This window comes from Pseudomonas sp. URMO17WK12:I12, assembly GCF_000514395.1.
Classification (GTDB): Bacteria; Pseudomonadota; Gammaproteobacteria; order Pseudomonadales; family Pseudomonadaceae; genus Aquipseudomonas; species Aquipseudomonas mucoides.
The window spans coordinates 227,633-252,035 of the sequence record NZ_AZVV01000003.1; the positions used below are offsets into that span (position 1 = coordinate 227,633).

Below are 24,403 nucleotides of genomic sequence, written 5' to 3' on the forward strand. Positions count from 1 at the left end.
CCTGCTCTCCTAAGAATTCGTTACGACTAGCGAAATTGCGCGAGGAACCGCAAGTCGTTGTCGAAGAACAGACGCAAGTCGTTCACGCCGTAACGCAGCATGGCCAGACGCTCAACGCCCATGCCGAAGGCAAAGCCCGAAAACTCTTCCGGGTCGATCCCGGACATACGCAACACGTTCGGGTGAACCATGCCGCAGCCCATGACTTCCAGCCAGCCAGTCTGTTTGCAGACGCGGCAGCCTTTACCGCTGCACATCACGCATTCCATGTCGACTTCGGCGGATGGCTCGGTGAACGGGAAGTACGAAGGACGGAAACGCACGGCCAGTTCTTTTTCGAAGAACACGCGCAGGAATTCTTCGATGGTCCCTTTGAGGTCGGCGAAGTTGATATCGCGATCGACCAGCAGGCCTTCGACCTGGTGGAACATCGGCGAGTGGGTAATATCGGAGTCGCTACGGTACACACGGCCTGGGCAGACGATGCGGATCGGCGGCTGTTTCGATTCCATGGTGCGGACCTGTACCGGCGAGGTATGGGTGCGCAGCAACATGTTGGCATTGAAATAGAAGGTGTCATGCATCGACCGGGCCGGGTGGTGGCCTGGGATGTTGAGCGCTTCAAAGTTGTGATAGTCGTCTTCGACCTCAGGGCCTTCGGCAATGCCGTAGCCAATGTGGGTGAAGAACTGTTCGATACGTTCCAGAGTCCGGGTAACCGGATGCAGACCACCGGAAGTCTGGCCGCGGCCAGGCAGGGTCACGTCAATGGACTCGGCAGAAAGTTTGGCGGCCAGGTCGGCCTCTTCAAACAGTGCCTTGCGAGCATTGAGAACCTCTGTGACACGCTCCTTGGCAACGTTGATCAGGGCGCCGACTTGCGGACGCTCTTCTGCCGGCAAATTCCCCAGGGTCTTCATCACCTGAGTCAATTCACCCTTTTTGCCAAGGTAGTGAACCCGGATTTGCTCCAGGGCATTGATATCTTCAGCGCTTTGCACAGCCTCTAGTGCTTGAGAGACGAGCGCGTCCAGGTTTTCCATGTACAGACTCCAGATACAAAATAGGGGAAGAGCTTGAAGGCTCTTCCCCTATTTATGACGTTTAACACCTGACCCCACAGAGGTGAGGCCGGGTGACTGTCGGGGGTACTTAAGCCAAGGTGGCTTTAGCTTTCTCGACAATCGCAGCAAACGCCGCTTTTTCGTTCACTGCCAGATCAGCCAGAACCTTACGGTCGATCTCGATGGACGCTTTTTTCAGGCCGGCGATGAAACGGCTGTAGGACAGACCGTTGATACGTGCACCAGCGTTGATACGAGCGATCCACAGAGCGCGGAACTGACGTTTTTTCTGACGACGGTCACGGTAGGCGTATTGGCCTGCCTTGATTACCGCTTGCTTGGCAACACGGAATACGCGCGAGCGAGCGCCGTAGTAGCCTTTAGCAAGTTTCAGAATTTTTTTGTGACGTTTACGGGCAATGACGCCACGCTTTACACGAGCCATGAGTTACTTCCTCTATTCTTGACTAAATTAACGAAGGCGCAGCATGCGCTCGACTTTTGCCACGTCACACGGTGCCAGCAAGCTGCTACCGCGCAGTTGACGCTTACGCTTGGTCGACATTTTAGTCAGGATGTGGCTCTTGAAAGCGTGCTTGTGCTTGATACCGTTAGCAGTTTTCAGAAACCGCTTAGCAGCACCACTTTTAGTTTTCATTTTTGGCATGTTCGGATACTCCGCATTCAGTTGATAAACATAATCAGAAGGCCTGCCGTGCCCTGTTGATTACTTCTTCTTTTTCGGGGCGATGACCATGATCAGCTGGCGTCCTTCCATCTTAGGATGCTGTTCGACCGAACCGTACTCGAGCAAGTCACCTTCAACTCGCTTGAGGAGTTCCATCCCCAGCTCCTGGTGGGCCATCTCACGGCCGCGGAATCGCAAGGATACCTTGGCCCTGTCCCCATCACTCAGGAAACGTACCAGGTTGCGCAGTTTTACCTGGTAATCCCCTTCCTCCGTCCCTGGACGAAACTTGATTTCTTTAACCTGGATCTGCTTCTGGTTTTTCTTGGCCGCAGCAATCTGCTTCTTCTTTTCGAAGATCGACTTGCCGTAGTCCATCAGCTTGCAAACAGGGGGTACTGCATCGGCGGAAATTTCCACCAAATCGAGCTTGGCTTCTTCAGCCTTAAGAAGCGCGTCTTCAATTGACACAATCCCAAGCTGCTCGCCTTCAGCCCCAATTAACCGAACCTCGCGTGCCGAGATATTCTCGTTGATCGGGGCTTTCGGTGCAGCTCGTTTATCTTGTCTCATTTCACGCTTAATAATAATTACTCCGAATCTGGGCGACCACGCCGGGAAACCGCTTGCGCGAGAAACTCAGCGAACTGGGCGACGGGCATCGAGCCCAGGTCAGCACCTTCACGAGTACGCACAGCGACAGTCTGCATCTCGACTTCCCGATCTCCGATAACCAAGAGATAGGGAACCTTGAGCAAAGTATGCTCGCGGATTTTAAAGCCGATCTTTTCATTTCTCAAGTCAGACTTGGCACGAAATCCGCTTTCGTTGAGGGTTTTTTCAACTTCAGCAGCAAAATCGGCTTGTTTATCAGTGATATTCATAATCACTGCCTGGGTCGGAGCCAGCCACGCAGGGAATGCACCCTCGTAGTGCTCGATCAGGATTCCGACGAAACGTTCGAAGGAGCCCAGGATCGCCCGGTGCAACATTACCGGGTGCTTGCGACTGTTGTCTTCGGAGACGTATTCGGCTCCCAGACGGACAGGCAGGTTAAAATCGAGCTGAAGGGTACCACACTGCCAGACGCGGCCAAGGCAATCTTTCAGCGAGAACTCGATCTTCGGACCGTAGAACGCACCTTCGCCCGGCTGCAAATCGTACGGCAGGCCCGCGCTATCAAGGGCTGCAGCCAATGCCGCTTCGGCGCGATCCCACAATTCGTCAGAACCCACGCGTTTTTCCGGACGAGTGGACAGCTTCATCTCGACGTCTTTGAAGCCGAAATCGGCATAAACGTCCATGGTCAGTTTGATGAACGCAGCGGATTCAGCCTGCATCTGCTCTTCAGTGCAGAAGATGTGGGCGTCATCCTGAGTGAACGCACGCACCCGCATAATGCCGTGCAACGCACCCGATGGCTCGTTACGGTGGCAAGCACCGAATTCGGCCAGACGCATCGGCAACTCGCGGTAGCTTTTCAGGCCCTGATTGAACACTTGCACGTGGCAAGGGCAGTTCATTGGCTTGATGGCGTAGTCGCGGTTTTCCGACTGGGTGGTGAACATGTTGTCGGCGTAGTTGGCCCAGTGCCCGGATTTCTCCCACAGGCTGCGGTCAACGACCTGAGGCGTCTTGATCTCCAGGTAGCCGTTGTCGCGCTGAACCTTGCGCATGTACTGCTCAAGAACCTGGTACAGGGTCCAGCCGTTCGGGTGCCAGAACACCATGCCCGGCGACTCTTCCTGGGTGTGGAACAGGCCCAGGCGCTTGCCGATCTTGCGGTGATCGCGCTTTTCAGCTTCTTCGATGCGCTGGATGTAAGCCGCCAGCTGCTTCTTGTCCGCCCAGGCGGTGCCGTAAACGCGCTGCAATTGCTCGTTCTTGGCATCGCCACGCCAGTAGGCGCCGGACAACTTGGTCAGCTTGAAGGATTTCAGGAAACGCGTATTCGGCACGTGCGGGCCGCGGCACATGTCGACGTATTCTTCGTGATAGTACAGGCCCATGGCCTGTTCGTTCGGCATGTCCTCGACCAGGCGCAGTTTGTAGTCTTCGCCACGGGCCTTGAACACTTCGATCACTTCGGCGCGCGGAGTGACTTTCTTGATCACGTCGTAATCTTTCTCGATCAGCTGCTGCATGCGCTGTTCGATGGCGGCCAGGTCGTCCGGAGTAAAAGGACGCTCGAAGGCGATGTCGTAATAGAAGCCTTCGTCAATGACCGGCCCGATCACCATTTTGGCGGTCGGGTACAACTGCTTGACCGCATGGCCAACCAGGTGGGCGCAAGAGTGGCGAATGATCTCCAGCCCCTCTTCATCCTTTGGCGTAATGATTTGCAGCGTGGAATCGCTGTCGATGATGTCGCTGGCGTCGACCAGCTTGCCATTGACCTTGCCGGCCACGGTGGCTTTGGCCAAGCCAGCACCAATGGATGCGGCGACCTCGGCTACGGAAACCGGGTGATCGAATGAACGTTGACTGCCGTCGGGAAGAGTAATAGTTGGCATGGCGCCTCCTCTCCTAGTGGTGACCCCTACCAAAGGTCACGTGGGTTGGGATGAGCCAGTACAAGATCCGATCCAGGCCATTCAATGACGAACGCCTGCCTTACAGCGGCAGGAGCCTTGCGGCCAACCGGAAAACCGAACCAGAGTGACTGGGATTCAAATCAGGGTTAATCGCGCATTTGCCGCCACCGGGACTGAAGGTCATCCGGAGCTTGCAAAGGCCCGAGCGAGGCATGCTAGCACAGATGAACGGTCGTCGACGCCTGCGTGCTCAGACAATGAAGATTTCCACACTTTTACCGCGCAGAGTGAACTTGAGATGTACGGGCCACCTCAAATAGGCTGAGAATCGCTACAGATTATCGACCCCAAGGAGTTCCTGACATGCGTCTTCCCCGTCTTTTCGCCTTCGCCGCCCCGCTTGCTTTGATGCTGCCACTGAGCGCATACGCTGCCTGGCCTGCCGGTGTGAAAGCCCAGTACATGAGCGATTGCACCAAAGCGGCCAGCCAAAGCGTCAACCCGGTCGAAGCGCAGAAGCACTGTTCATGTGGTGCCGACGTTCTCGAGAAGAAATTCACCACCCAAGAGATCGCGCAGTTGATGGACAAAAATAATCCGCCGGGCCCTGAATTGAGTCAGCGCGCATTGAAAGAAATCGCGGTGTGCCGAGTTCAAAATAAGGGTGCATAGCTCGGATCCTGAAGGATTGGCAGGTCAAAACCAGCCCAAAAAGGGCTGATTTACATAATTTACGCAGGTTTTATGGCTTTTTTTACTGCCCTGTTTTTTAGCGCAAAACCGCTTAAACCGGGGCTTCCAGCCATTCGACGTGACGAAAAGCATGCTACATGAGGGCAAACAGCACGTCCGGGGGGCTCCCAAAGCGAACATTTCGACTATGATACTCCGGTGTGCCCAGTTGGCCTGAGCAGCACAGCACTACTGAAAATATATGTTTCTTGGAGATACACCATGTCTAATCGCCAAACCGGCACCGTTAAATGGTTCAACGATGAAAAAGGCTTCGGCTTCATCACTCCTCAAGGTGGCGGTGACGACCTGTTCGTACACTTCAAAGCTATCGAAAGCGACGGTTTCAAAAGCCTGAAAGAAGGCCAAACCGTTTCCTTCGTGGCTGAGAAAGGCCAAAAGGGTATGCAAGCTGCACAAGTTCGCCCAGAGTAAGTTTCTGGCGCACTAAAAAAACCCCGTCCATGTGACGGGGTTTTTTATGGGCGAAACAAAAGCCTGGTGCGATCAGCCGCAGTTGACGCGAGTGACCACCCGATTGGCATCGGTGTTCAGGTTCAGGCGATCGGAGCGATACTCCAGGGTCACCATGTCGTTGGGCGACAGGAACCGTGCGTTCTGTGCGCCTGCGCGAGTGCGCGCCTGCTCCAGCAGTTCGGGCGAAGCCACTTTGCCAACAGTGAATTGCGCAGCCTTTGCTTCGCAGCGGCTATGACCCGTGTCAGTCGTCGTTACAGGGTCAGTTGCCGACTCGGATGACGGACTGCTGCAACCTGCCAGCAGAGTGACGGCAAACACAGTACCCAATGACGCGAGCTTCCAAGGCATGAAGCCTCCTTTTCAATAATTAAGCAGAGATCGTGCGACCGCCATTTCGGCGATAGGTTTCAAGGTGAATGCCCTCACCCGACCCTCGATTCGCATAAGCGCCGAGTGTGCCTGAGCATCGCCCTACCATTCATCCCGCAATCGTGACTGAATATGAACAGCGTCAATAGACGTCGATGTAGTCGAACGGCGGATTCGGCCAGTTGTCTTTCAGCGCATTGAAAATCTGCATGACCCAAACCTCGTCGCTGGCTGCGACCCGCCCGACATAACCCGAACCCTTGGCCCATGTTTCCAGGCGAAACCGCAGCCCGTCGATGTCTGTGCCGCCCACAACGCCCGACGAAATGTAGGCGATGCCGCTTTTGGTGACCCGCAGTTGAGTGTGTTCATCGTCACTGGCGCAGGCCAATAGCTGGCGCACAGCCTCAAGGGTCAAACCGTCAGGAGTGTTCAAATCGATCTGCACAGCGCGGTCCTTGAAAATTCGTCAAAGACCAAGTGTCGCATAGCCCTCCTCCCATGCCTAAGTCGGAGTGCCAAACGCCGCGCAAAATGGTTAACTCGACGCTCAGACTTCCCCGACTTCACGAGCGCCATCATGACCACCGTAAGCATCGACGCCGACATCAAAGCCAAATGGCAGGACGGACATAGCTCCTACAGCCCAAGCAGTACGGAAGAGCTCGCCATTATCGGTATCGATCTGTTGGTCCGGGACCTTGGAACCGAGGCCGCACAATCGTTCATCGAGCAAATCTTCGAAAAACACCTGGCGGACCAAAAAGCCGCCGTAGAGGCAGGACGGGCGTAAGACCCGCAGGCTGGCACCTGCGGGCGTGAGGTTTATTTCAAACGGGCCAGACGCTGAGTCAGCAAGTCGAAGAAGCCCTGAGCATCGCCACTTTCAACCCAGAACGCATTCTTTGGCGCGTTCAGGCCGTCATACCAGTCGACAATAGTTTGACCAAAGGTCGGACCTTCGCGGCTATCAACGACCACGTTGACCAAGCGACCGCTGAACAGCTCAGGCTTGAGCAGGTAGGCGATGACGGTGGCGTCATGCACCGGGCCTCCGGGAATACCGTAGTGCTCCATGTCATCCTTGATATATCCATTAAGAATGTCACCTACCAACTTACTGGCATTGTTGTTGATCGCCGCGATCTGCTTCAGGCGCGATTCGCTGGTGAGGATCTTGTGGGTCACGTCCAGTGGTAGATAAGTCAGTTTCACGCCACTTTTCAACACGATGTCGGCGGCCTGCGGATCGGCGAACAGGTTGAACTCGGCCATCGGCGTAATGTTGCCACCGTTGAAGTGCGCACCGCCCATAAGCACCACTTCCTTGATGCCTTGAACGATTTCAGGTTCCTGAATCAACGCCAGGGCCAGGTTGGTCTGCGGGCCGAGCATGGCGATCGTGATGCTATGGGGTTTGGCCGTTTTCAAAGTGTGGATCAGGTAGTTGACCGCAGTGCCTTCAGCCAGGCCTTTCTTTGGCTCATGCACGGTGACGCCTGACAGACCTTCCTTGCCATGTATGTTCTCGGCATAGATCGGCGTGCGCATCAGCGGCTTCGGCGCACCGGCATAAATCGGCACGTCTTCGCGCCCTGCCCACTCCCGGGCCAGTCGAGCATTACGCGATGTCTTGTCCAGACGCACGTTGCCGGCCACGGTTGTCAGCGCACGAATACTCAATTCTTCGGGCGATGCCAGGGCAAACAGCAAAGCGACCACGTCGTCGGTTCCGGGATCGGTGTCGATGATCAAATCGATTTTTTCCGCCGCCTGGGCGCTCGTTGCAGTAATCAGGGACAAAAGCAGCAAACTCCGGAGCAGGTGGTGAAGTTTCACAGCATAGCGGGGCATAACGCACTCCTTGTGCGAGGGGGAAAACGAATCCAGCGCTAGAACGTCACCCCCGATACCAGCACGATGTTGCAGTACGGCGCACACTCACCTGTACGAACAATCGCCCGCGCCTGTCGGCTGAGGACCTTGAACTGGTCATGACTGAGCAACTCGCGCGAACCCAGAGCACCTTCAGCGTTCAACTTGTCCAGAACACTCAATGCAGGTGGCTGCTTGTCGAGAATCTCGCGAGCCAGCACATGGCTTTCGACCTGCATTTCGCTCAGCACAACGTTCAAGGTACTGACAAAGTCCGGAATGCCTTGGGTCAGTGCCAGATCGATCAGTTCAACACCTGACGGCACTGGCAGACCGGCATCACCGATCACGATCGTATCGCCGTGACCCAGCGAGGCAATCAGCCGCGACAACGCGATATTGAGCAATGGGGTTTTTTTCATGATGCTTTAAACGCCTGTACGTCGGACAAGGTGGGAATCGAGGGTTGTGCCCCAGCGCGGGTGACCGACAGGGCCGCGGCAACCTGACCGAAGCGGATCGCCTCAGCTTCACTGCTGCCAGACGCTAATGCGGCGGCAAATCCACCCACGAAGGTATCTCCGGCGGCGGTGGTATCGACGGCTTTGACCTTCGGTGCCGGGAAATGCTCCAGGCGTGCCCCGTCGGCGAACAGCGAGCCTTCGGCGCCTAAGGTAATGATCACTTTACCCACGCCCATGGCGATCAATCGGGTCGCGGCGGTTTCCGCCGATTCCAGGGAATCCACCGTCAACCCCGTCAGGGCAGAGGCTTCGCTTTCATTGGGGATCAGGTAGTCGATGGCGGCAAACCAGTCCGCCGGCAATGGGCGACTGGCGGGGGCCGGGTTGAGAATGACGGTCTTGCCCAGCTCACGCCCCCGTTTGAGGGCATGGCCTACCGTTGCATCCGGTACTTCCAGCTGACAAATAATCACATCCGCCGCCTGCAACACGGCGTCAAAACGGTCGATGACCTGCGGAGTCAATGCGCCGTTGGCACCCGCGACGATGACGATAGCGTTCTGACTGTTGTCATCGACCACGATCAACGCGACGCCGCTGGAGCCCTCAACGGTACTGACAGCCTGGCAATCGATGCCCTCGACCAACAGGGCTGCGCGCAGTTCTGCGCCATAGGCATCATTGCCCACGCAACCGACCATCGACACCTCGGCGCCCAACCGGGTTGCTGCAACGGCCTGATTGGCACCCTTGCCACCGGACACCGTGGCAAACGACTGACCGATCAGCGTTTCACCGCCACGCGGCAGCCTTGGCGCCCGGGTTACCAGGTCCATGTTCAGACTGCCTATCACCACTACTTTTGCTGGCATACATTGCTACTCATTAATTCTGTGTCTGCAGTGCTTTTGGTTTAGCGGCGCGTGCTTCAACGAAACTGGGCGAACACGCCGGCGAGCGGCGCGGTCGACTCTCGCAGCACAATACTGGGCGTCACGATGCGCTGATCAGTGGCCATGTCCGGCGTGGCGATCCTGCGCAAAAGCACTTCAGCCGCCATCTCACCGAGCTGCAGGATCGACTGCCCCACGGTGGTCAGCGCCGGATAGACATAACGGCTCATCTGGATATCGTCGAAGCCGATCACCGACAGCTCGCTCGGCACCCGAACATTGCGTTCGGCGGCCGCTCGCAGCACGCCGATGCCGATCATGTCGTTGCCGGCAAAGATCGCGCTGGGCGGATTGCGCTCCAACAAAATCGCTGCGGCGTTGTAACCGCCGGTGCTGGTGAAGTCGCTTTCCAGCATGCGCTCGCGATTGACGTCGACGCCCGCCTCTTGCAAGGCACGGCAATAACCCGCCAGACGCATTTGCGCCACGCTGGTACCCACCGGACCGCCGATCATGGCGATGTCCCGATGCCCCAGCTCCAGCAGATGCCGAGTGGCCAGATACGCGCCGTATTCGTGATCAATGCGCACCAGATCGGCATTCACACCTTCCAGCCCGCGGTCGACGATGACCATCGGCGTGCGTACACCGGCGAGACCTTCCGCCAGCCCCGCATCGCCACCGGCCGACGCCACGATCAAACCGTCGATGCGCTTTTCGAGCAATACGCGAAGGTAGCTGCGCTGCTTGTCCGGGTTGTCGTCGGAGTTGCAGAGAATGACGCAATACCCCTTACGCTCGCAGTAATCCTCGATGCCTCGCGCCAGTTCGGCGAAGTACGGGTTGAGGCTGTTGGGCACCAGCAACCCGATGGTCGCGGTGGTTTTGGCTTTCAACGAACGGGCTACGGCGCTCGGCACGTAGTCCAGCGTCTTGATCGCCTCTTCGACCTTGATCCGCACCTCCTGACTGACCGGCCGGGTCTTGTTCACCACATGTGACACGGTGGTGTAGGAAATGCCCGCGAGTGCGGCTACATCCTTGATCGTTGCCATGATTCAGGTCCGCCGGCTTGCGCGTTGACTGCGATAAGTATCCAGCACCACCGCCACCACGATCACCGCGCCGGTGATGATGCGTTTGGTGGGCTCGGTCGCGCCGATTTGCGCGAGGCCCGCTGCCAACACGGAAATGATCAGGACGCCGAAAAAGGTGCTGATCACCGAACCACGGCCACCCATCAAGCTGGTGCCACCGATGACGACAGCGGCGATGACCTGCAACTCCAGCCCGGAGCCGGCATTGGGATCCGCCGCCTCGAGCCTGGAAATCTGAAACAACGCGGCAATACCGGCCAGCAGCCCCATCAAGCTGAACACCAGAATCTTGTAGGGTTTTGGATTGATCCCCGCCAGACGCACCGCTTCTTCATTGGTGCCAATGCCGATCAGGTAGCGACCGAACACCGTACGAGTCAACACGGCCTGCGCGATGAAGATAATCAGCAAGGCAATGATGAACGATGGCGAGATGCCGAAGGCAATCGGGTTGGACAGCCAGGCGAAGGCATCACCGATATAAGCGGTGCGCGACCCGGTCATCTGATACGCCACGCCCCGGGCCATTTCCAGCACGCCCAGAGAGACGATGAATGACGGAATCCGCCAGGCCACGGTGATCGAACCGGTAATGGTCCCGGCCAATGCCGCCGCCGCCATGCCGAGCAATGCGGCGGGCAGGACGCTCCAGCCCCAGCCGAGAATGGCCACGCTGACCGTTGATGCCGCCAGCGCCAACACCGAACCGACCGACAGGTCGATGCCACCGATAATCAACACGAAGGTCATGCCGACCGCCAGCACCATCAGATCGGGAATCTGGTTGGCAAGGGTGCTGAACGTGTCATAAGAAAGAAAGTGGCTGCTCAATACCGAGAACAGCGCAATCATCGCCAGCAAGGCACCGGCCAGGCCCAGATAGGTGCCCAGGCCGTAGAAGTTGCCACTACGTTTGCCGGCAGAAGATGCAGTTTTCATGGAAGGTCCCTAGGCGCTGCTTCGTTGAGCAACGCATCACGTTTTTGGTAGCCGGCAAAAGCGGCGGCAAGCAAGTCATCCTGGGTCCAGCTGTCGCGCTCGAACGTGTCGATCAGGCGCCCCGCCGACAGCACACCGATCCGGTCGCAGATCAGCATCAGCTCTCGCAGGTCACTGGACACCACCACCAGCGCCTTGCCCTGGCGGGTCAGCTCGCCAAGTAACGCATAAATGTCGAATTTGGCGCCGACATCGATGCCACGGGTGGGCTCGTCAAACAACATCACCGAGCAATCACGCTCGAGCCAGCGGCCGATCACGACCTTTTGCTGGTTGCCACCGGACAGTTCGGAGACCAATTGTGTCGGGCTCGAACTGCGGATGCGCATGGCGTCGATCTGACGCCGAGCCAAAGACATCTCGTCGCCGTTGTTGACAAAACCGCCACTGGAAATCACCGGCATGTTGCCCAAGGCAATGTTGGCGCTGATCGATTGGGTCAGCAGCAAGCCTTCGCCTTTGCGGTCTTCCGTGATCAGGGCGATGCCGTGACCCACTGCATCGGCCGGCGAGCGGATACTCACCACCTGAGCCGGAGACCCGAGCGCGACCGTGCCGCTGTCCGCAGTGTCGGCGCCGAAGATCAGGCGCAGCAACTCGGTGCGCCCTGCCCCGATCAATCCGGAGATCCCATAGATTTCGCCAGCACGCACTTCGAAGGACACATCGCGAACCTTGTCCGAGCGGGTCAGGCCCTTGACCGTCAACGCGGGAGCGCCGATCTTGCGCGGCCCCATGTCCATGTGTTCGCCGAGCTCACGACCGACCATCAACGTGACCAGTTGCTCGCTGTTGTAATTGGCCATCGGCTCGACGCAGACCAGGTTGCCGTCGCGCAACACCGCAATGCGCTGGGCAACCCGCGCCAGTTCTTCAAGACGGTGAGAGATATAGATGATCGATACGCCACGGGATTGCAGGCGGGTGATCTGCTCGAACAGCATCTCGACTTCACGAGCCGTCAGCATGGCCGTCGGTTCGTCGAGGATCAGCACATGGCAGTCGCCAATCAGGTTGCGGGCGATCTCGACCATTTGCTGGTGGCCGATGCCGAGGTCGCCGACCAGGGTGTCCGGGTCGATCGCGTCGAGGCCGACCTGGGCCATGGCCTCGATCGCCGCTTTGCGCAACTGCTTGCGACTGATCCAGCCACCGTTGCTGGGCAAGTTGTCGAGAAACAGGTTTTCCGCCACCGACAGGGTCGGCAACAGATTGAGTTCTTGCATGACCATGCGGATGCCCAGGTCTTCAGCCTGGGTCCGGCTGCCGGGACGGTAATCCTGACCCTGGAATTGCATCTGGCCGGTGGTCGGCGTGACCAGCCCGCCGATGATCTTCGACAGCGTGCTTTTGCCGGCACCATTCTCACCGGTCAGTGCCAACACTTCACCGCGGATCAGCGTCAGGTCGATGCCGGTCAGTACCGGCTGAGCGTAGGTCTTACCGATACCGCTGACCGTGAGGACAGCGTTCGGAGCGCAAACGGACATAAAACTCTCCCTGTGCCCGCCCGGACGGGCGAGCACCAGTGTGTCGCCAGAAGGCTTACTGGGTGACCAGTTCTACCGGGGTTTCGATCACGCCGTTGGTGCCGCTGTCGACCTTCTCGCCCTTGATGATTTTCAGCGCAGTCTCAATACCGAACACGGCTTGTCGGGCTGCAAACTGGTCGGCGGTGGCCAGGACGCGACCATCCTTGAGCATCGGCTTGATCGCATTGATGTTGTCGTAACCGACTACTTGCACCTTGCCAGCCTTGCCCGCTGCACGCACGGCGGAAACGGCACCGACGGCCATGCTGTCGTTGCCGGCCAGCAGGGCTTTGACGTCCGGGTATTCACTTAGGATCGAGGCGGCAACCTTGTTGCCCTTGTCGATCTCCCAGTCACCGGACTGCAACGAAACGACTTTGATCTGCGCCGCTTCCATTGCATCTTTGAAACCCGCGGTGCGGGCCTGGGCATTGGTGGTGGTGGACACGCCTTCGATGATGCCGACTTCGTCACCGGCCTTCAGTTTCTTGGCCAGGTACTCGCCAACCAGACGCGCGCCTTTGCGGTTATCAGGGCCTACGAACGGCACCGTCATGTTCTTGCTTTTGAGGACGGTCGGGTCGAGTTGATTGTCGATGTTGATCACGGTGATGCCGGCATCGATGGCTTTCTTGATCACCGGAACCATGGCCTTGGAATCCGCCGGTGCGATGACCAGGGCATTGACCTTGGCGAGGATCATCTGCTCGACGATGCGCGTCTGGCCAGCAGTGTCCGTTTCGTCCTTGATGCCGTTGGAGATCAGGTCGAATTCGCCGGAGTGGTCTTTTTGATAAGCTTTGGCGCCGTCTTCCATGGTCAGGAAGAATTCATTGGCCAGGGATTTCATGACCAGTGCGACTTTGGGTTTTTCAGGCGATTCGGCGAAGGCCGATGAGACGGGCAGCGCGGCGGATGCGACAGCCAGCATAGCGACAGCAAGAAGACGTCCAGCGAATGGCAGCTTCATGGGTTCACTCCGATCTTATGATTATTGTGAGCAATGCTTGCGCTGGAGTAATGCCTGGACTCCGATCGTCGACGGCATGACCACCGACAAGACCTCGCAAACGTTTGCGTAGACCGAACTATGCGAACCCTGCTGCTATTTGTCAACGCCCTGTTTGGTGTCTCCGTTGGCAAAACCGACCTGCCACGTTAGGCAACGGTGCTGATCAGACCGCCTGTACTGGAGTCCTTGGCCAGTTCTTTCACCAGATTGCCTGCCACTTGTGACAGCGCGCCGTTGGTTTCCGCGATTTGCCCCTGGATCGACATCACCGCCGTGGCCTTGGCTTCCGGGGTCGGATAAGACGCTGCCTGTGCAGCCGCCAGTTGTTGCTGTTGCTCACGCAGTTGCTGTTGCAGTTCCTGCATGCGCTTGAGCAGTACTTGCACCGCAATACTTTGAGTGCTGCCGCCCTTGGACTTGGTTTCGTCCTGAGCACCGCCACCGGTTCGAACCTGGTTGTCGCTGCCCTCTTCCTTCCCCTGCACCTGAGTCGCGGTGTCAGCCGTCGCTTCGCTCAAGGCATTGATCGTCGACGGGGACTTGCCGCCGATGGTGACCGCGCCCGCATTTGGAAAACCAACAGAAAATGACATGGGAACTCCTGTAAGAAAAATAACCTTAACGGGGCATCGACCGATGTGGGGGTTTCTTTAGCATTGATTCCTGATTTGGCAAGGTGACCTTCTCTACAAACGTCGTAGGCATTTTCGGAGAGCCGAACGTAAACGCTCAACCTATTCGGAAACCCGGACGCCTTCATGTTTAACCTCGACTAGAGCCAAGATAATTTCAGATATAAATCAACTAGTTAAAACTTTTTCTCGTTCAACGTTTGGCTGGTACAGATCCTGCTCTCCACCTACACCCCCGGCGTTCAGATCTGCCGGGGGCGTATCTAGATGAACTTGCATCAGCACCGTCTGACTACTAGAGAGAAAATAATGAAATCTGCCTTCAACACTTTTATTCCGGGCGCTTTGGCCCTCCTGCTGCTACTCCCTACCGCCCTTCAGGCAAAAGAAGTCGAAACCCAACAGAAACTGGCGAACGTGGTCATCCTGGCCACCGGCGGCACCATCGCCGGCGCCGGTGCGAGCGCTGCTAACAGCGCGACGTATCAAGCGGCAAAAGTCGGCATCGACCAGTTGATTGCCGGCGTTCCGGAACTCAGCCAATTGGCTAACGTTCGTGGCGAGCAGGTCATGCAGATCGCCTCGGAAAGCATCACCAACGACAACCTGCTTCAACTGGGCCGTCGCGTGGCCGAACTGGCGGACAGCAAAGACGTCGATGGCATCGTGATCACCCACGGCACCGACACCCTGGAAGAAACCGCCTACTTCCTGAACCTGGTGGAGAAGACCGACAAGCCAATCATCGTCGTCGGCTCCATGCGCCCAGGCACGGCGATGTCGGCCGACGGCATGCTCAACCTGTACAACGCCGTCGCCGTCGCCAGCAGCAAAGAAGCGCGCGGCAAGGGCGTCCTCGTGACCATGAACGATGAAATCCAGTCGGGCCGCGACGTCAGCAAAATGATCAACATCAAGACCGAGGCGTTTAAAAGTGCCTGGGGTCCGCTGGGCATGGTGGTCGAAGGTAAATCCTACTGGTTCCGTCTGCCGGCCAAGCGCCACACCATGGACTCGGAATTCGACATCAAAACCATCAAGAGCCTGCCTGACGTAGAAATCGCCTATTCCTACGGCAACGTGAGCGACACGGCGTACAAGGCGCTGGCTCAGTCCGGGGCCAAGGCGATCATCCACGCTGGTACCGGCAACGGCTCGGTTTCCTCGCGGGTCGTTCCGACCTTGCAAGCCCTGCGCAAAGATGGCGTGCAAATCATTCGTTCGTCCCACGTCAACGCCGGCGGATTCGTACTGCGCAATGCCGAACAGCCTGACGACAAATACGACTGGGTGGTCGCGCATGACTTGAACCCGCAAAAAGCCCGCATCCTGGCCATGGTCGCACTGACCAAGACCAACGACAGCAAAGAGTTGCAACGGATGTTCTGGGAGTACTGATTCGCCCTCGCCCGACCGGTTCTGGTCGGGCACATTCTTAACCACTCGTCAGCGTTGACGAGTGGTTAACACCCTTGGCAAAACTCCGATAAAAGTTTTCTCCTCTTCCTACAGCAAACGGTAGAAACCGCTGTCAGAGGATTTTCTTGAATTTTAAGCAGTTGCGAAAATGCTTACAGTTAAATACTGTATGCACGTACAGCTTACTAAGGATAATCCTGTGGCCACCCCCTCTGCTTCTCCTGATACCTATGCACGCATGGGTCTGCGCGTTCAGAAAATCATCAATTCCCCCACCGCTCAAAAAGCCAAAGCAGCACTGATCTTCCGCCTGCCGGACGAACCAGTGGATGAGTGGGAACAATTGCTCGAAGAAATCGACGAGAACGACAACGTCACCCTCGCCTATCGCGACGATGGCGGTGTGCAAATTTTCTGGGTTGTGCCGAAGGAAGATTGAGTCAATGAGTGTCCGCTGGCTTGCTTTGCTGGTTTTATTCATCTCCCTCGGGGCCCAGGCTGGCACCCCACGCACCTTCAGTGAAGCCAAAAAAGTCGCCTGGAAACTGTATGCACCGCAATCCACCGAGTTCTATTGCGGCTGCAAATACACCGGCAACAAGGTGAACCTGGCTGCTTGTGGTTATGTGCCGCGCAAAAACGCCAAGCGCGCGTCCCGCATCGAGTGGGAGCATATTGTCCCGGCGTGGCAGATCGGTCATCAGCGCCAGTGCTGGCAGGCCGGTGGGCGCAAGAACTGCACCCGTTACGATCCGGTATTCCAGAAGGCCGAAGCCGATTTGCACAACCTGGTGCCGAGCATTGGCGAGGTGAACGGTGACCGCAACAACTTCAGTTTTGGCTGGCTGCCGGTGCAGACCGGTCAATATGGCTCATGCCTGACCCAGGTGGATTTCAAGGCCAAGAAGGTCATGCCCCGCCCTTCCATTCGCGGCATGATCGCCCGGACTTATTTCTACATGAGCAAGCAATACGGCTTGAGTCTGTCGAAACAAGACCGCCAACTGTACGAAGCCTGGAACAAAACTTATCCAGTTGAAGCCTGGGAACGTCAGCGTAACCAGAGCGTGGCGTGCGTCATGGGTCGCGGTAACGAGTTTGTCGGGCCGGTGAACATGAAAGCCTGCGGCTGACTTTCCGCTGGAAAGTAAAAAGGCCTCGGCGTAAAACCCGAGGCCTTTTGCCTTTTCAGCCACTGCGTTACTGGGCCGCAGGACGCTCGAGCACCAGCAATTCGACATTCTGTTTCTTGGCCCGCGCCAGTGCTGCAGCCACTTCTGCCTGCTTGGCCTCGGTCTCGGCTTTCGAACTGAATGGCCCCATCAGAATGCGCGTCTTGCCGTTTTCCATGATGACGTTGGAGACGAAGCTGTGTTCAATCAGCCAGCCACTCAGATCACTCACTGCCTGGGGTGTTTCACCTCGCACTTCGAGGTCCCATTGCGGCCCGTTTGTCGCGGCGGGGGCGGAAACGACTGCCGGCTTCGTTTTTTGAGCGTCAACACCCTTCCCTTCACCGCATCCAGCCAGCGCCAATACAGCGATTACCAAGACCATTTTGCGCACAACGGTTCCCTCTGAATGCCGAAAGCGGTGATTTTAACATTCATGAATACTTCCCGAGTGCCGCAAAATGGGCACAAAACAACGAGATTGATGGTTGCGGCCTCTGTATAGTTACGCCTTGGGAATTAATGCAGCATCTGCGCGTCAGAAAGAGGCACCCAAACCGTGAGACTTCGCACTAATCTATACATACCACCGACCTCTGCACTGTTCGAATCAGGTGCCCTACAAAGCAATCAAGGAGAAGACCATGCTGATACTCACCCGCAAAGTCGGTGAAAGCATAAATATCGGTGACGACATTACGATCACCATTCTGGGCGTGAGCGGCCAGCAAGTCAGGATCGGCATCAACGCCCCGAAAGACGTTGCAGTGCACCGTGAAGAAATTTATCAGCGCATTCAGGCTGGCCTCACCGCGCCAGACAAGCCACAAACCCCCTGAATCCTGTTGCAGTCAGTAGCCAGCCCGTTCGCCCTGAACACCGGCTGGCTAAAGATTCGAGCGCCGCAATGCCCGCCGGCTCGCTCCCCCTCTCCCGCCAAAACTTGAAGCCGATACTACTGGCATATCTCATGCCATGGCTGTCAGACGTTTCCGAATAACCCCGAGGAAGGACGTGATCGCTCTCGGTCAACCAAAGGTTACCCCACGCGCCATCCCCGTCGCCGCGATGACCATCAGTAACACCAGCAAGCCTTCGATATGACTGAAACGAGCAAACAGTTTTGCCCGAGCGGTATCGATCGTCACGCCACGCCCAAGCGCAATCCGCCATTTGATCAACGCCACCATCGGGGCAACTTCAAGCAGCAGGATCAGCACGAAGAGCGTCATCTTGAGGTGGAACAGTGGCTGGTGAAGGTAGTAATCGGTGCCTTTTTCGTACCCGCCAAAGGCCCGCATCCCTCCGGTGATCAGGAGGATGACCGCAGAAATCCCCCACAGGTTATCGGCCACCAGCACGCGCCGAGCTTCCCCAGTCCCGGCCGCCAGGCGACTGAATGCCGTGCCGCGGTTTAAAACGGCCCAGAATGCCAGCGCAACGGCCAGCAGGTGAATTGCCGCAAGAGACCAATGAACCAGCATCGATGTACCCCCATCAGACCGAGTTTGAGTTTGGCCAGACAGTAGTAGCCCAAAAGACCAGGACTTGCCCGGTTTGGGCGGGTGTTCGAAGGGGCAGGACAAATTTCAGGCAAAAAAAAATCCCAAGCAGCTGATGGAAGCTTGGGACTTAAAAATGCATAAACCGTGGTGGTGAACGCGGGGCGATAATATCCCAGCAACCCACTTGTAACAATATATTTTCGACCACCGGCCGGTTAAAAAAAATCGTAAGCCCTTAAATATCCACACTTTTTTTATGGAACATGAGCAAGACTCTGACTAAACCAAGTCATCGCAAACGAAAGCAACAGGCCTGAAAACAGCACCAGAAACATTACGTCACAGACGGGCTAGACTCCACCACACAAGAGCTGAAGGCTTCTGAAAGCACTCGCTTTTGACAGCAAGCCCCCCCCCTTTCACCTGAGTACACAAGCCATGTGTGAATCATGTGATTCAAAACCACTTCAAAACGCGGGTGGTCGCCGTAAGTTCCTGAAGTATGCCGGCCTTGGAGCCGGTGCCCTGCTATTGGCTGGCGCCCTGCCTGACCAACTCCTCCTGGCCGCCGAGAAAACGGCGCCACCCCCAAAACCGCAAAACTCAATCAACCCCGACATGGCCCTTCAACGGCTAATGGAGGGAAACGAGCGATATGTTTCCGGTACCTCCAAGACTCATGACTTCAAGGCCGAACGAGAAGCCCTGGTCACAGGCCAGAACCCGTTCGTGTCGATACTCAGTTGTTCTGACTCTCGTATCGCCCCCGAGTACGCTTTTGACACTGCCCGGGGAGATCTTTTCGCCATACGCGTTGCTGGCAATTTCGTCACTGATGAGGGTTTGGCCAGCCTTGAATACGCTGTCGCGGTGCTTGGTTCACCACTAATCCTCGTGCTCGGGCATGAAGACTGCGGTGCGATTAACGCAGGTATCAAGGCGGTAAAAGATCACACCGTTTTTCCTGGCCACATCCCGAAACTGACTGAGGCACTCAAGGGCTCTATCGAGACGGTACTCAAGGAGCCGGGTAGTCTTCCCGCTAATGCGGTAGCGCAAAATGTCAAAGACTCGGTCAAGCGACTAAAAAATGCTTCCCCCTTGCTGACGGACGCCCTCAGCAAAGGCACGTTGAAAGTAGTGGGCGGCGTTTATCGCCTGGCAACCGGGAAAGTAGACCTGATCGCCTGATTCAAACACCAGTCATTGGCATAGCCAGGCATGAAAAGCCCAGCGCAATGGCTGGGCCCTGGTTACCTTCTGTTTTCCATCATCTTGTCTGCGAGCGCCTTGGCTCTTTCGATCAACAGGTTCTGCCTGTCTTCGTGAGTAGCCCCACCTACGACCGGGGCCGTCAGGTTGCTCTCCGCAATCAATGCAGCGCAGAAAAACTGATCCCAAACAGTTCTAGTCTCAGACATCTGTTTGTTCGTTTGGTCGGCGATCATATGCGGCTCCTTTTGATGAGGTAGCACCGCCAGTTTACGCCTCAATTGCTGCAAACCGCCCTTTACCTGGATCGAATCACGATCGTCGACGCGAGCATATCGCCAAGACGTTTGCGCGAACCAAAGAAAATAAAGATCCAGTCAAGAATACTCAGGAACGGTGTGGTGATATTGCGCACAAAGGATTGATAAAGATTGCAGTCAAGGTAGCTGCGCTCATCTATCACCGACATGCCCAGCCATTTTTTGCCAACGCTTTGACCATTGGGCATAGCGTCGGAAAACAGGTAATAACCCGCACCCGCGCCCAGCGCCAGGATAGCGACCACGGTGGGAGGCAGACCTACGAAGTCGCCCATTCGCCCCACAAACAAGAACAGAAAGAACGTGATGAGTGAGTCGATCATTTGCCCACCCCACCGACGTCCCAGACCCGCCAGGTTTTTTGGCTTTTGATATTCGTTTTGAGTATTACTGACATCCATGCGTCGTCGCCTGTTGGTGTTTGGTTACAGGCGTATCGGCAGCTGGTTAGCAACATTTAATGGCGCATTGAGATTTGAGGCGATGCGAGGAACAGATCTAACGAGCTGGATTGTTTATAAAATTTGTAATATCACGAACAACAAAAAAGGGCCCACCTTTCGGTGAGCCCTTCTAGACCGCCCAGCAGAGCGGATTTTGTTTGGTAGGCGCGATTGGACTCGAACCAACGACCCCCACCATGTCAAGGTGGTGCTCTAACCAACTGAGCTACGTGCCTGCTGTGAGGCGGCATTCTACGGAATTCCGGAGGGGTGTCAACACCTTTTTTCGAGCTAACCCTATGAATATGCAAAATATTTAATTTTGCAGCGATGAAGAAGATTTTCCGGTGGCTGGCGGTCGATTTTTAACTCGGGTAGGATCAAGGCACTCGTAAAATATATTAAACAGAGGCAGCAGGATGGCGAACACTCCCTACCCAGAATCCTATTACGCCGCATCGGCCAATGCGGTTCCGCCGCGCCCGGCCTTGCAGGGTGAAGTAGAGACTGATGTCTGCGTGATCGGCGCCGGGTACACCGGTCTGTCCTCTGCCCTGTTTCTGCTGGAGAACGGTTTCAAGGTAACGGTTCTGGAAGCGGCCAAGGTTGGTTTTGGCGCGTCGGGTCGTAACGGCGGTCAGATCGTCAACAGCTATAGCCGCGATATCGATGTGATCGAGCGCAGCGTTGGCCCCAAGCAAGCACAGTTGCTGGGGCAGATGGCGTTCGAGGGTGGGCGGATCATTCGTGAGCGGGTCGCCAAATATAATATCCAGTGCGACCTGAAGGACGGTGGCGTGTTCGCAGCCATCACGGCCAAGCAGATGGGTCATCTGGAATCGCAGAAGCGCCTGTGGGAACGTTTCGGTCATACGCAGCTTGAGCTGATGGATCAACGTCGTATCCGTGAAGTGGTGAATTGCGATCAGTATGTCGGGGGCATGCTCGACATGAGCGGCGGGCACATTCATCCGCTCAACCTGGCACTGGGTGAAGCCGCAGCCGTTGAGTCGCTGGGCGGCATTGTCTATGAGCAGTCGCCAGCGGTGCGCATCGAGCGCGGCGCGAATCCGGTGGTGCATACGCCAGAGGGCAAGGTCAGGGCCAAGTTCATCATCGTGGCGGGCAATGCTTACCTCGGCAACCTGGTGCCGGAGCTGGCAGCCAAATCGATGCCTTGCGGGACTCAGGTGATTACCACCGAACCGCTGGGCGAGGAATTGGCGAACAACCTGCTGCCGCAGGATTACTGCGTCGAAGACTGCAATTACCTGCTCGACTATTACCGCCTGACGAGTGACAAGCGCCTTATCTTCGGCGGTGGCGTGGTGTATGGCGCGCGGGATCCGGCAAACATTGAGGCGATCATTCGGCCGAAGATGCTCAAGGCGTTCCCGCAACTCAAGGACGTGAAAATTGACTACGCCTGGACCGGCAATTTCCTGCTGACTCTGTCGCGTCTTCCACAGGTCGGACGGATCGGTGACAACATCTACTATTCCCAAGGCTGCAGCGGCCATGGCGTGACGTATACGCACCTGGCGGGCAAAGTGCTGGCCGAGGCGCTGCGAGGTCAAGCGGAGCGTTTTGATGCGTTTGCCGATCTGCCGCACTACCCGTTCCCTGGCGGACAATTGCTGCGCACACCGTTTGCGGCGCTGGGCGCCTGGTACTACGGACTGCGGGACAAATTCGGATACTGATACAAAAAAGGGGCCGCTGAATGCGGCCCCTTTTTTGTAGGAGTGGTGTTTACAGTTTGTCCCGTGCAATGCCGCTGCGGATCCGCAGGATATCGGCGAGTACCGCAAGGGCGATTTCAGCCGGTGTCTTGCTGCCCAGGTTCAATCCGATCGGCGCATGAATCCGCGCCAGCTCGGCCTCCCCCAGACCACCAATCCTGCGCAACCGCTCAAAGCGCTTTTGCGATGTCTGCATGGACCCCATCACACCGATGTAAAACGCTTCGGTACGCACAGCTTCCATCATCGCCAGGTCGTCGATGCGGGGATCGTGGGTCAACGCCACCACCGCCGTGTCGCTGTGGCAACCGCCGTCAGCAATGAACACCGAGGGCAACTGACGACGAATCTCGACGTTTTCCAGCACCACGCCTTCCAGCACCTCGTCGCGCGGATCACAGAGAATCACTTCGAAACCCAACCCGACGGCGAACGCTGCACACGCCTGCGCAACCGAGGAATACCCGGCCAGCAACAAGCGTTGAGCCGCACCGATCCGCACGCGTACCCGGTCGATCTCACGCTCGATGCGCACGCCCTGCTCGCGATCATCGAACAGGCTGCGCGCACCGCTGGCCAGATCGACTTCGCGGATCAGGCGACGCTGACCCAACAACGCCAACTCCAGTTCTCGCAGATGCGCCTGAACCTCGCAATCCGGCCCAAGGTTCTCCACCAGCACATCGAGTACACCGCCACAGGGCAGACTCACCCGCGAGCGCGGATCATCACCCTCGCCATAACGCACGACGCTGACCGCTTCCAGGAACGCCCCTTCGGCGACTCGCTCGAGAAAGTCCTCCTCGACACAGCCACCCGACAGCGAACCGATCCATTGCCCGCCAGCGTTCACCGCCAGCAGCGAACCCGGTGCACGCGGCGCCGAGCCGTAGGTGGCGAGCACCGTGCACAGCCAGACGCGCTGACCCGCCGACGACCATTGCAGCGCCCGGCGCACGACTTGCAGATCGAGATGCTGCATATCAGTGCGCCTTGTGCTCGAGCGGCGGCGCATCAGCCCGCAACTTCTGCACGTCATTCACCGCCAGATCATCCGGCTGACCACCCCAGCCCTGACGCAGGTAGTTCAGCAAATCAGTCAGTTGCTCGTGACTGAGCTTCTCGGCGAACCCAGGCATTGGCTGCATATGCTCAAACCCGGCAAACTTCTGTTCGCCAATACCGTCGTCGATCACCCGCACCAGGTTGCGTGGATCTTCCAGGCGCAGCGTGGTGTTGCCGCGCATGGCCACCGCGATGTGCGGTTTGCCCTCGCCACCGACCGCGTGGCAACCGGCGCAGACATTCAGGTATTCCTGACGGCCGCGTTGAGCGCTGGCGGTGAGCTTGTCCAACGGCACGTCAGTCAACACCTTGGCTTGCGGCGGTTGATCGCCGAGCAGGAAGGTCGCCATCGCCGCGAGGTCCGGGTCATTGAGGCCCTGGGTGCTGTTGTGGAACACCGGAAACATCTCGTTGAACATCGTGCCCTGGGCGCTCATGCCATGCTTGAGGAACGAGCTCAGGTCCTGATGGTTCCAGCCGCGAGCCGCGAGGTCATTGGCCAGCAGGCTCGGTGCCAGATAGCCATTGAGCAGGCCACCGGTCAGGCGCTTGTCCTGCTGCATCGCGCCCGGCAAACCGCGCGGGGTGTGGCATTCGCCGCAGTGGCCGAGCACGTCGACCATGTACTGGCCGCGCTTATAGGCATCGCTTTTGCCCTCGGTGGACGAAAGCTTCACGTCTTTGCCGTAGAGCATGTTCCAGCCCATCAGGCCCAGGCGCACGTTGAACGGAAAACTGAGGCTGGTGACTGGCGCTGCACGCTCGATCGGCTCGACGGTTTTCAGGTACGCGTGAATCGCGTCCGAGTCGTCACGCGGAATCAAGTGATACGAGGTGTACGGCATCGCCGGGTACAGGTTGGCGCCGTCACGGCGCTTGCCTTCGGTCAGTGCGGCGAAGAATTCGTCATCGTTGTAGAGGCCGATGCCGTGCTCTTTGCTCGGGGTGATGTTGGTGCCGTAGATCGTACCGAACGGCGAGACAATCGGCAGACCACCCGCGTACGGCGCGCCACCCGGCGCGGTGTGGCAGGCCATGCAGTCGGCGGCGCGGGCGAGGTATTCGCCGCGCTTGACCTGATCTTCCGCGTGCGCCAGCAACACCGGCGCAGCCAGACCGACCGCCAATGCCAGGCGGGAAAGTAGTTGCTTCAT

The 24,403-nt window shown here is 57.3% G+C and carries 30 protein-coding genes and 1 tRNA gene; 9 read left to right on the forward strand and 22 right to left on the reverse strand.

Translation table 11 applies throughout. From position 1 onward, the window contains the following. Window positions 1-26 precede the first annotated feature (26 nt). The 5 genes from pheS to thrS all read right to left on the reverse strand — a co-directional run bounded on the left by pheS (window position 27) and on the right by thrS (window position 4,265). Complete coding sequence (pheS, locus tag D882_RS0101250; protein ID WP_007905876.1) at window positions 27-1,043, reverse strand: phenylalanine--tRNA ligase subunit alpha; 1,017 nt, start codon at window positions 1,041-1,043, stop codon at window positions 27-29. A gap of 109 nt (window positions 1,044-1,152) precedes the next feature. After that, on the reverse strand, window positions 1,153-1,509 hold the full coding sequence (gene rplT, locus D882_RS0101255) for a 50S ribosomal protein L20 (protein ID WP_007905879.1): 357 nt from the start codon (window positions 1,507-1,509) through the stop codon (window positions 1,153-1,155). Between the two features lie 27 nt (window positions 1,510-1,536). After that, window positions 1,537-1,731, reverse strand: a complete 195-nt coding sequence (rpmI, locus tag D882_RS0101260; RefSeq protein ID WP_008145659.1) for a 50S ribosomal protein L35 — start codon at window positions 1,729-1,731, stop codon at window positions 1,537-1,539. Window positions 1,732-1,791: 60 nt separating this feature from the next. Continuing rightward, entirely contained in the window at window positions 1,792-2,343 is a 552-nt protein-coding gene (infC, locus tag D882_RS0101265) for a translation initiation factor IF-3 (protein WP_172435341.1), read from the reverse strand. After that, window positions 2,343-4,265 carry a threonine--tRNA ligase gene (gene thrS / locus D882_RS0101270; RefSeq protein WP_010455934.1) on the reverse strand — a complete coding sequence of 641 codons (1,923 nt, stop codon included), beginning with the start codon at window positions 4,263-4,265 and terminating at the stop codon, window positions 2,343-2,345. The genes infC and thrS overlap by 1 nt, the downstream gene beginning before the upstream one ends. 384 nt (window positions 4,266-4,649) lie before the next feature. Between thrS and D882_RS0101275 the strand changes: the two genes are divergently transcribed. Both D882_RS0101275 and D882_RS0101280 read left to right on the forward strand, forming a co-directional pair. Next, window positions 4,650-4,958 (forward strand): hypothetical protein, encoded by a 309-nt coding sequence (locus D882_RS0101275; protein WP_027921553.1) that lies wholly within the window; start codon window positions 4,650-4,652, stop codon window positions 4,956-4,958. Between the two features lie 282 nt (window positions 4,959-5,240). Beyond that, window positions 5,241-5,453 (forward strand): cold-shock protein, encoded by a 213-nt coding sequence (locus D882_RS0101280; RefSeq protein ID WP_003179963.1) that lies wholly within the window; start codon window positions 5,241-5,243, stop codon window positions 5,451-5,453. Window positions 5,454-5,525: 72 nt separating this feature from the next. On the opposite strand, the gene D882_RS0101285 is transcribed toward D882_RS0101280, so the two are convergent. Together D882_RS0101285 and D882_RS0101290 are read right to left on the reverse strand one after the other, a co-directional pair. After that, window positions 5,526-5,846 carry an I78 family peptidase inhibitor gene (locus tag D882_RS0101285; RefSeq protein WP_027921554.1) on the reverse strand — a complete coding sequence of 107 codons (321 nt, stop codon included), beginning with the start codon at window positions 5,844-5,846 and terminating at the stop codon, window positions 5,526-5,528. 163 nt (window positions 5,847-6,009) lie between these two features. After that, window positions 6,010-6,315, reverse strand: coding sequence for a hypothetical protein (locus D882_RS0101290; RefSeq protein WP_027921555.1), 306 nt, complete (start codon window positions 6,313-6,315; stop codon window positions 6,010-6,012). Between the two features lie 132 nt (window positions 6,316-6,447). Between D882_RS0101290 and D882_RS0101295 the strand changes: the two genes are divergently transcribed. Beyond that, the gene (locus D882_RS0101295; protein WP_027921556.1) at window positions 6,448-6,660 is read left to right on the forward strand and encodes a hypothetical protein; all 213 of its coding nucleotides are present in this window, start codon (window positions 6,448-6,450) and stop codon (window positions 6,658-6,660) included. A 32-nt stretch (window positions 6,661-6,692) separates the two neighbouring features. Here the strand turns inward: D882_RS0101295 and D882_RS0101300 are convergent, their stop codons facing one another. The 8 genes from D882_RS0101300 to D882_RS0101335 form a co-directional block, all read right to left on the reverse strand. Continuing rightward, complete coding sequence (locus D882_RS0101300) at window positions 6,693-7,721, reverse strand: nucleoside hydrolase (RefSeq protein WP_027921557.1); 1,029 nt, start codon at window positions 7,719-7,721, stop codon at window positions 6,693-6,695. Between the two features lie 38 nt (window positions 7,722-7,759). After that, the gene (rbsD, locus tag D882_RS0101305; RefSeq protein ID WP_027921558.1) at window positions 7,760-8,164 is read right to left on the reverse strand and encodes a D-ribose pyranase; all 405 of its coding nucleotides are present in this window, start codon (window positions 8,162-8,164) and stop codon (window positions 7,760-7,762) included. Next, window positions 8,161-9,078, reverse strand: a complete 918-nt coding sequence (gene rbsK, locus D882_RS0101310; RefSeq protein ID WP_027921559.1) for a ribokinase — start codon at window positions 9,076-9,078, stop codon at window positions 8,161-8,163. Before rbsK ends, rbsD begins: the two co-directional genes overlap by 4 nt. Before the next feature lie 56 nt (window positions 9,079-9,134). Continuing rightward, window positions 9,135-10,154: a LacI family DNA-binding transcriptional regulator gene (locus tag D882_RS0101315; protein ID WP_027921560.1), complete on the reverse strand. Its 1,020-nt coding sequence runs from the start codon at window positions 10,152-10,154 to the stop codon at window positions 9,135-9,137. A gap of 3 nt (window positions 10,155-10,157) precedes the next feature. Then, complete coding sequence (locus tag D882_RS0101320) at window positions 10,158-11,135, reverse strand: ABC transporter permease (RefSeq protein ID WP_027921561.1); 978 nt, start codon at window positions 11,133-11,135, stop codon at window positions 10,158-10,160. Next, window positions 11,132-12,685: a sugar ABC transporter ATP-binding protein gene (locus D882_RS0101325; RefSeq protein ID WP_027921562.1), complete on the reverse strand. Its 1,554-nt coding sequence runs from the start codon at window positions 12,683-12,685 to the stop codon at window positions 11,132-11,134. Before D882_RS0101325 ends, D882_RS0101320 begins: the two co-directional genes overlap by 4 nt. Before the next feature lie 55 nt (window positions 12,686-12,740). Beyond that, complete coding sequence (locus D882_RS0101330; protein ID WP_027921563.1) at window positions 12,741-13,697, reverse strand: sugar ABC transporter substrate-binding protein; 957 nt, start codon at window positions 13,695-13,697, stop codon at window positions 12,741-12,743. A 188-nt stretch (window positions 13,698-13,885) separates the two neighbouring features. After that, window positions 13,886-14,332 carry a hypothetical protein gene (locus D882_RS0101335; RefSeq protein WP_027921564.1) on the reverse strand — a complete coding sequence of 149 codons (447 nt, stop codon included), beginning with the start codon at window positions 14,330-14,332 and terminating at the stop codon, window positions 13,886-13,888. Window positions 14,333-14,680: 348 nt separating this feature from the next. Between D882_RS0101335 and D882_RS0101340 the strand changes: the two genes are divergently transcribed. The 3 genes from D882_RS0101340 to D882_RS0101350 all read left to right on the forward strand — a co-directional run bounded on the left by D882_RS0101340 (window position 14,681) and on the right by D882_RS0101350 (window position 16,923). Beyond that, complete coding sequence (locus D882_RS0101340; protein WP_027921565.1) at window positions 14,681-15,769, forward strand: asparaginase; 1,089 nt, start codon at window positions 14,681-14,683, stop codon at window positions 15,767-15,769. A 169-nt stretch (window positions 15,770-15,938) separates the two neighbouring features. Then, a complete protein-coding gene (locus tag D882_RS0101345) occupies window positions 15,939-16,229 on the forward strand; it encodes a DUF1654 domain-containing protein (protein ID WP_032833378.1) in 291 nt (96 codons plus the stop codon). 4 nt (window positions 16,230-16,233) lie between these two features. Then, window positions 16,234-16,923, forward strand: a complete 690-nt coding sequence (locus tag D882_RS0101350; protein WP_027921567.1) for an endonuclease — start codon at window positions 16,234-16,236, stop codon at window positions 16,921-16,923. A gap of 67 nt (window positions 16,924-16,990) precedes the next feature. On the opposite strand, the gene D882_RS0101355 is transcribed toward D882_RS0101350, so the two are convergent. Next, window positions 16,991-17,356: a sporulation protein gene (locus D882_RS0101355; protein WP_027921568.1), complete on the reverse strand. Its 366-nt coding sequence runs from the start codon at window positions 17,354-17,356 to the stop codon at window positions 16,991-16,993. Between the two features lie 250 nt (window positions 17,357-17,606). Here D882_RS0101355 and csrA point away from each other — a divergent pair, with 250 nt between their 5' ends. Beyond that, on the forward strand, window positions 17,607-17,801 hold the full coding sequence (gene csrA / locus D882_RS0101360; RefSeq protein WP_007938114.1) for a carbon storage regulator CsrA: 195 nt from the start codon (window positions 17,607-17,609) through the stop codon (window positions 17,799-17,801). A 189-nt stretch (window positions 17,802-17,990) separates the two neighbouring features. Here csrA and D882_RS0101365 read toward each other — a convergent pair whose 3' ends face one another. Next, window positions 17,991-18,446 (reverse strand): DUF2214 family protein, encoded by a 456-nt coding sequence (locus D882_RS0101365; protein ID WP_027921569.1) that lies wholly within the window; start codon window positions 18,444-18,446, stop codon window positions 17,991-17,993. 459 nt (window positions 18,447-18,905) lie between these two features. On the opposite strand from D882_RS0101365, the gene D882_RS0101370 reads away from it, so the two are divergent. After that, window positions 18,906-19,658 carry a carbonic anhydrase gene (locus D882_RS0101370; protein WP_027921570.1) on the forward strand — a complete coding sequence of 251 codons (753 nt, stop codon included), beginning with the start codon at window positions 18,906-18,908 and terminating at the stop codon, window positions 19,656-19,658. Window positions 19,659-19,720: 62 nt separating this feature from the next. On the opposite strand, the gene D882_RS0101375 is transcribed toward D882_RS0101370, so the two are convergent. The 3 genes from D882_RS0101375 to D882_RS0101385 form a co-directional block, all read right to left on the reverse strand. Further along, complete coding sequence (locus D882_RS0101375; RefSeq protein WP_027921571.1) at window positions 19,721-19,915, reverse strand: hypothetical protein; 195 nt, start codon at window positions 19,913-19,915, stop codon at window positions 19,721-19,723. A 62-nt stretch (window positions 19,916-19,977) separates the two neighbouring features. Next, entirely contained in the window at window positions 19,978-20,400 is a 423-nt protein-coding gene (locus D882_RS0101380) for an RDD family protein (protein WP_027921572.1), read from the reverse strand. 201 nt (window positions 20,401-20,601) lie between these two features. Next, window positions 20,602-20,678: transfer RNA gene (locus D882_RS0101385), tRNA-Val, on the reverse strand. 183 nt (window positions 20,679-20,861) lie between these two features. Between D882_RS0101385 and D882_RS0101390 the strand changes: the two genes are divergently transcribed. After that, window positions 20,862-22,145, forward strand: a complete 1,284-nt coding sequence (locus tag D882_RS0101390; protein ID WP_027921573.1) for an FAD-binding oxidoreductase — start codon at window positions 20,862-20,864, stop codon at window positions 22,143-22,145. Between the two features lie 49 nt (window positions 22,146-22,194). Here the strand turns inward: D882_RS0101390 and D882_RS0101395 are convergent, their stop codons facing one another. Both D882_RS0101395 and D882_RS0101400 read right to left on the reverse strand, forming a co-directional pair. Then, window positions 22,195-23,166 (reverse strand): XdhC family protein, encoded by a 972-nt coding sequence (locus D882_RS0101395; protein ID WP_027921574.1) that lies wholly within the window; start codon window positions 23,164-23,166, stop codon window positions 22,195-22,197. Window position 23,167: 1 nt separating this feature from the next. Then, the gene (locus tag D882_RS0101400) at window positions 23,168-24,403 is read right to left on the reverse strand and encodes a cytochrome c (RefSeq protein ID WP_027921575.1); all 1,236 of its coding nucleotides are present in this window, start codon (window positions 24,401-24,403) and stop codon (window positions 23,168-23,170) included.

What these genes read in the sequence shown, in the direction of transcription:
- pheS (WP_007905876.1), bottom strand. Translation starts at nt 1,043, where the DNA reads ATGGAAAACCTGGACGCGCTCGTCTCTCAAGCACTAGAGGCTGTGCAA.
- rplT (WP_007905879.1), bottom strand. Translation starts at nt 1,509, where the DNA reads ATGGCTCGTGTAAAGCGTGGCGTCATTGCCCGTAAACGTCACAAAAAA.
- rpmI (WP_008145659.1), bottom strand. Translation starts at nt 1,731, where the DNA reads ATGCCAAAAATGAAAACTAAAAGTGGTGCTGCTAAGCGGTTTCTGAAA.
- thrS (WP_010455934.1), bottom strand. Translation starts at nt 4,265, where the DNA reads ATGCCAACTATTACTCTTCCCGACGGCAGTCAACGTTCATTCGATCAC.
- D882_RS0101275 (WP_027921553.1), top strand. Translation starts at nt 4,650, where the DNA reads ATGCGTCTTCCCCGTCTTTTCGCCTTCGCCGCCCCGCTTGCTTTGATG.
- D882_RS0101280 (WP_003179963.1), top strand. Translation starts at nt 5,241, where the DNA reads ATGTCTAATCGCCAAACCGGCACCGTTAAATGGTTCAACGATGAAAAA.
- D882_RS0101285 (WP_027921554.1), bottom strand. Translation starts at nt 5,846, where the DNA reads ATGCCTTGGAAGCTCGCGTCATTGGGTACTGTGTTTGCCGTCACTCTG.
- D882_RS0101295 (WP_027921556.1), top strand. Translation starts at nt 6,448, where the DNA reads ATGACCACCGTAAGCATCGACGCCGACATCAAAGCCAAATGGCAGGAC.
- D882_RS0101300 (WP_027921557.1), bottom strand. Translation starts at nt 7,721, where the DNA reads ATGCCCCGCTATGCTGTGAAACTTCACCACCTGCTCCGGAGTTTGCTG.
- rbsD (WP_027921558.1), bottom strand. Translation starts at nt 8,164, where the DNA reads ATGAAAAAAACCCCATTGCTCAATATCGCGTTGTCGCGGCTGATTGCC.
- rbsK (WP_027921559.1), bottom strand. Translation starts at nt 9,078, where the DNA reads ATGCCAGCAAAAGTAGTGGTGATAGGCAGTCTGAACATGGACCTGGTA.
- D882_RS0101315 (WP_027921560.1), bottom strand. Translation starts at nt 10,154, where the DNA reads ATGGCAACGATCAAGGATGTAGCCGCACTCGCGGGCATTTCCTACACC.
- D882_RS0101320 (WP_027921561.1), bottom strand. Translation starts at nt 11,135, where the DNA reads ATGAAAACTGCATCTTCTGCCGGCAAACGTAGTGGCAACTTCTACGGC.
- D882_RS0101325 (WP_027921562.1), bottom strand. Translation starts at nt 12,685, where the DNA reads ATGTCCGTTTGCGCTCCGAACGCTGTCCTCACGGTCAGCGGTATCGGT.
- D882_RS0101330 (WP_027921563.1), bottom strand. Translation starts at nt 13,697, where the DNA reads ATGAAGCTGCCATTCGCTGGACGTCTTCTTGCTGTCGCTATGCTGGCT.
- D882_RS0101335 (WP_027921564.1), bottom strand. Translation starts at nt 14,332, where the DNA reads ATGTCATTTTCTGTTGGTTTTCCAAATGCGGGCGCGGTCACCATCGGC.
- D882_RS0101340 (WP_027921565.1), top strand. Translation starts at nt 14,681, where the DNA reads ATGAAATCTGCCTTCAACACTTTTATTCCGGGCGCTTTGGCCCTCCTG.
- D882_RS0101345 (WP_032833378.1), top strand. Translation starts at nt 15,939, where the DNA reads ATGCTTACAGTTAAATACTGTATGCACGTACAGCTTACTAAGGATAAT.
- D882_RS0101350 (WP_027921567.1), top strand. Translation starts at nt 16,234, where the DNA reads ATGAGTGTCCGCTGGCTTGCTTTGCTGGTTTTATTCATCTCCCTCGGG.
- csrA (WP_007938114.1), top strand. Translation starts at nt 17,607, where the DNA reads ATGCTGATACTCACCCGCAAAGTCGGTGAAAGCATAAATATCGGTGAC.
- D882_RS0101365 (WP_027921569.1), bottom strand. Translation starts at nt 18,446, where the DNA reads ATGCTGGTTCATTGGTCTCTTGCGGCAATTCACCTGCTGGCCGTTGCG.
- D882_RS0101370 (WP_027921570.1), top strand. Translation starts at nt 18,906, where the DNA reads ATGTGTGAATCATGTGATTCAAAACCACTTCAAAACGCGGGTGGTCGC.
- D882_RS0101375 (WP_027921571.1), bottom strand. Translation starts at nt 19,915, where the DNA reads ATGATCGCCGACCAAACGAACAAACAGATGTCTGAGACTAGAACTGTT.
- D882_RS0101380 (WP_027921572.1), bottom strand. Translation starts at nt 20,400, where the DNA reads ATGGATGTCAGTAATACTCAAAACGAATATCAAAAGCCAAAAAACCTG.
- D882_RS0101390 (WP_027921573.1), top strand. Translation starts at nt 20,862, where the DNA reads ATGGCGAACACTCCCTACCCAGAATCCTATTACGCCGCATCGGCCAAT.
- D882_RS0101395 (WP_027921574.1), bottom strand. Translation starts at nt 23,166, where the DNA reads ATGCAGCATCTCGATCTGCAAGTCGTGCGCCGGGCGCTGCAATGGTCG.
- D882_RS0101400 (WP_027921575.1), bottom strand. Translation starts at nt 24,403, where the DNA reads ATGAAGCAACTACTTTCCCGCCTGGCATTGGCGGTCGGTCTGGCTGCG.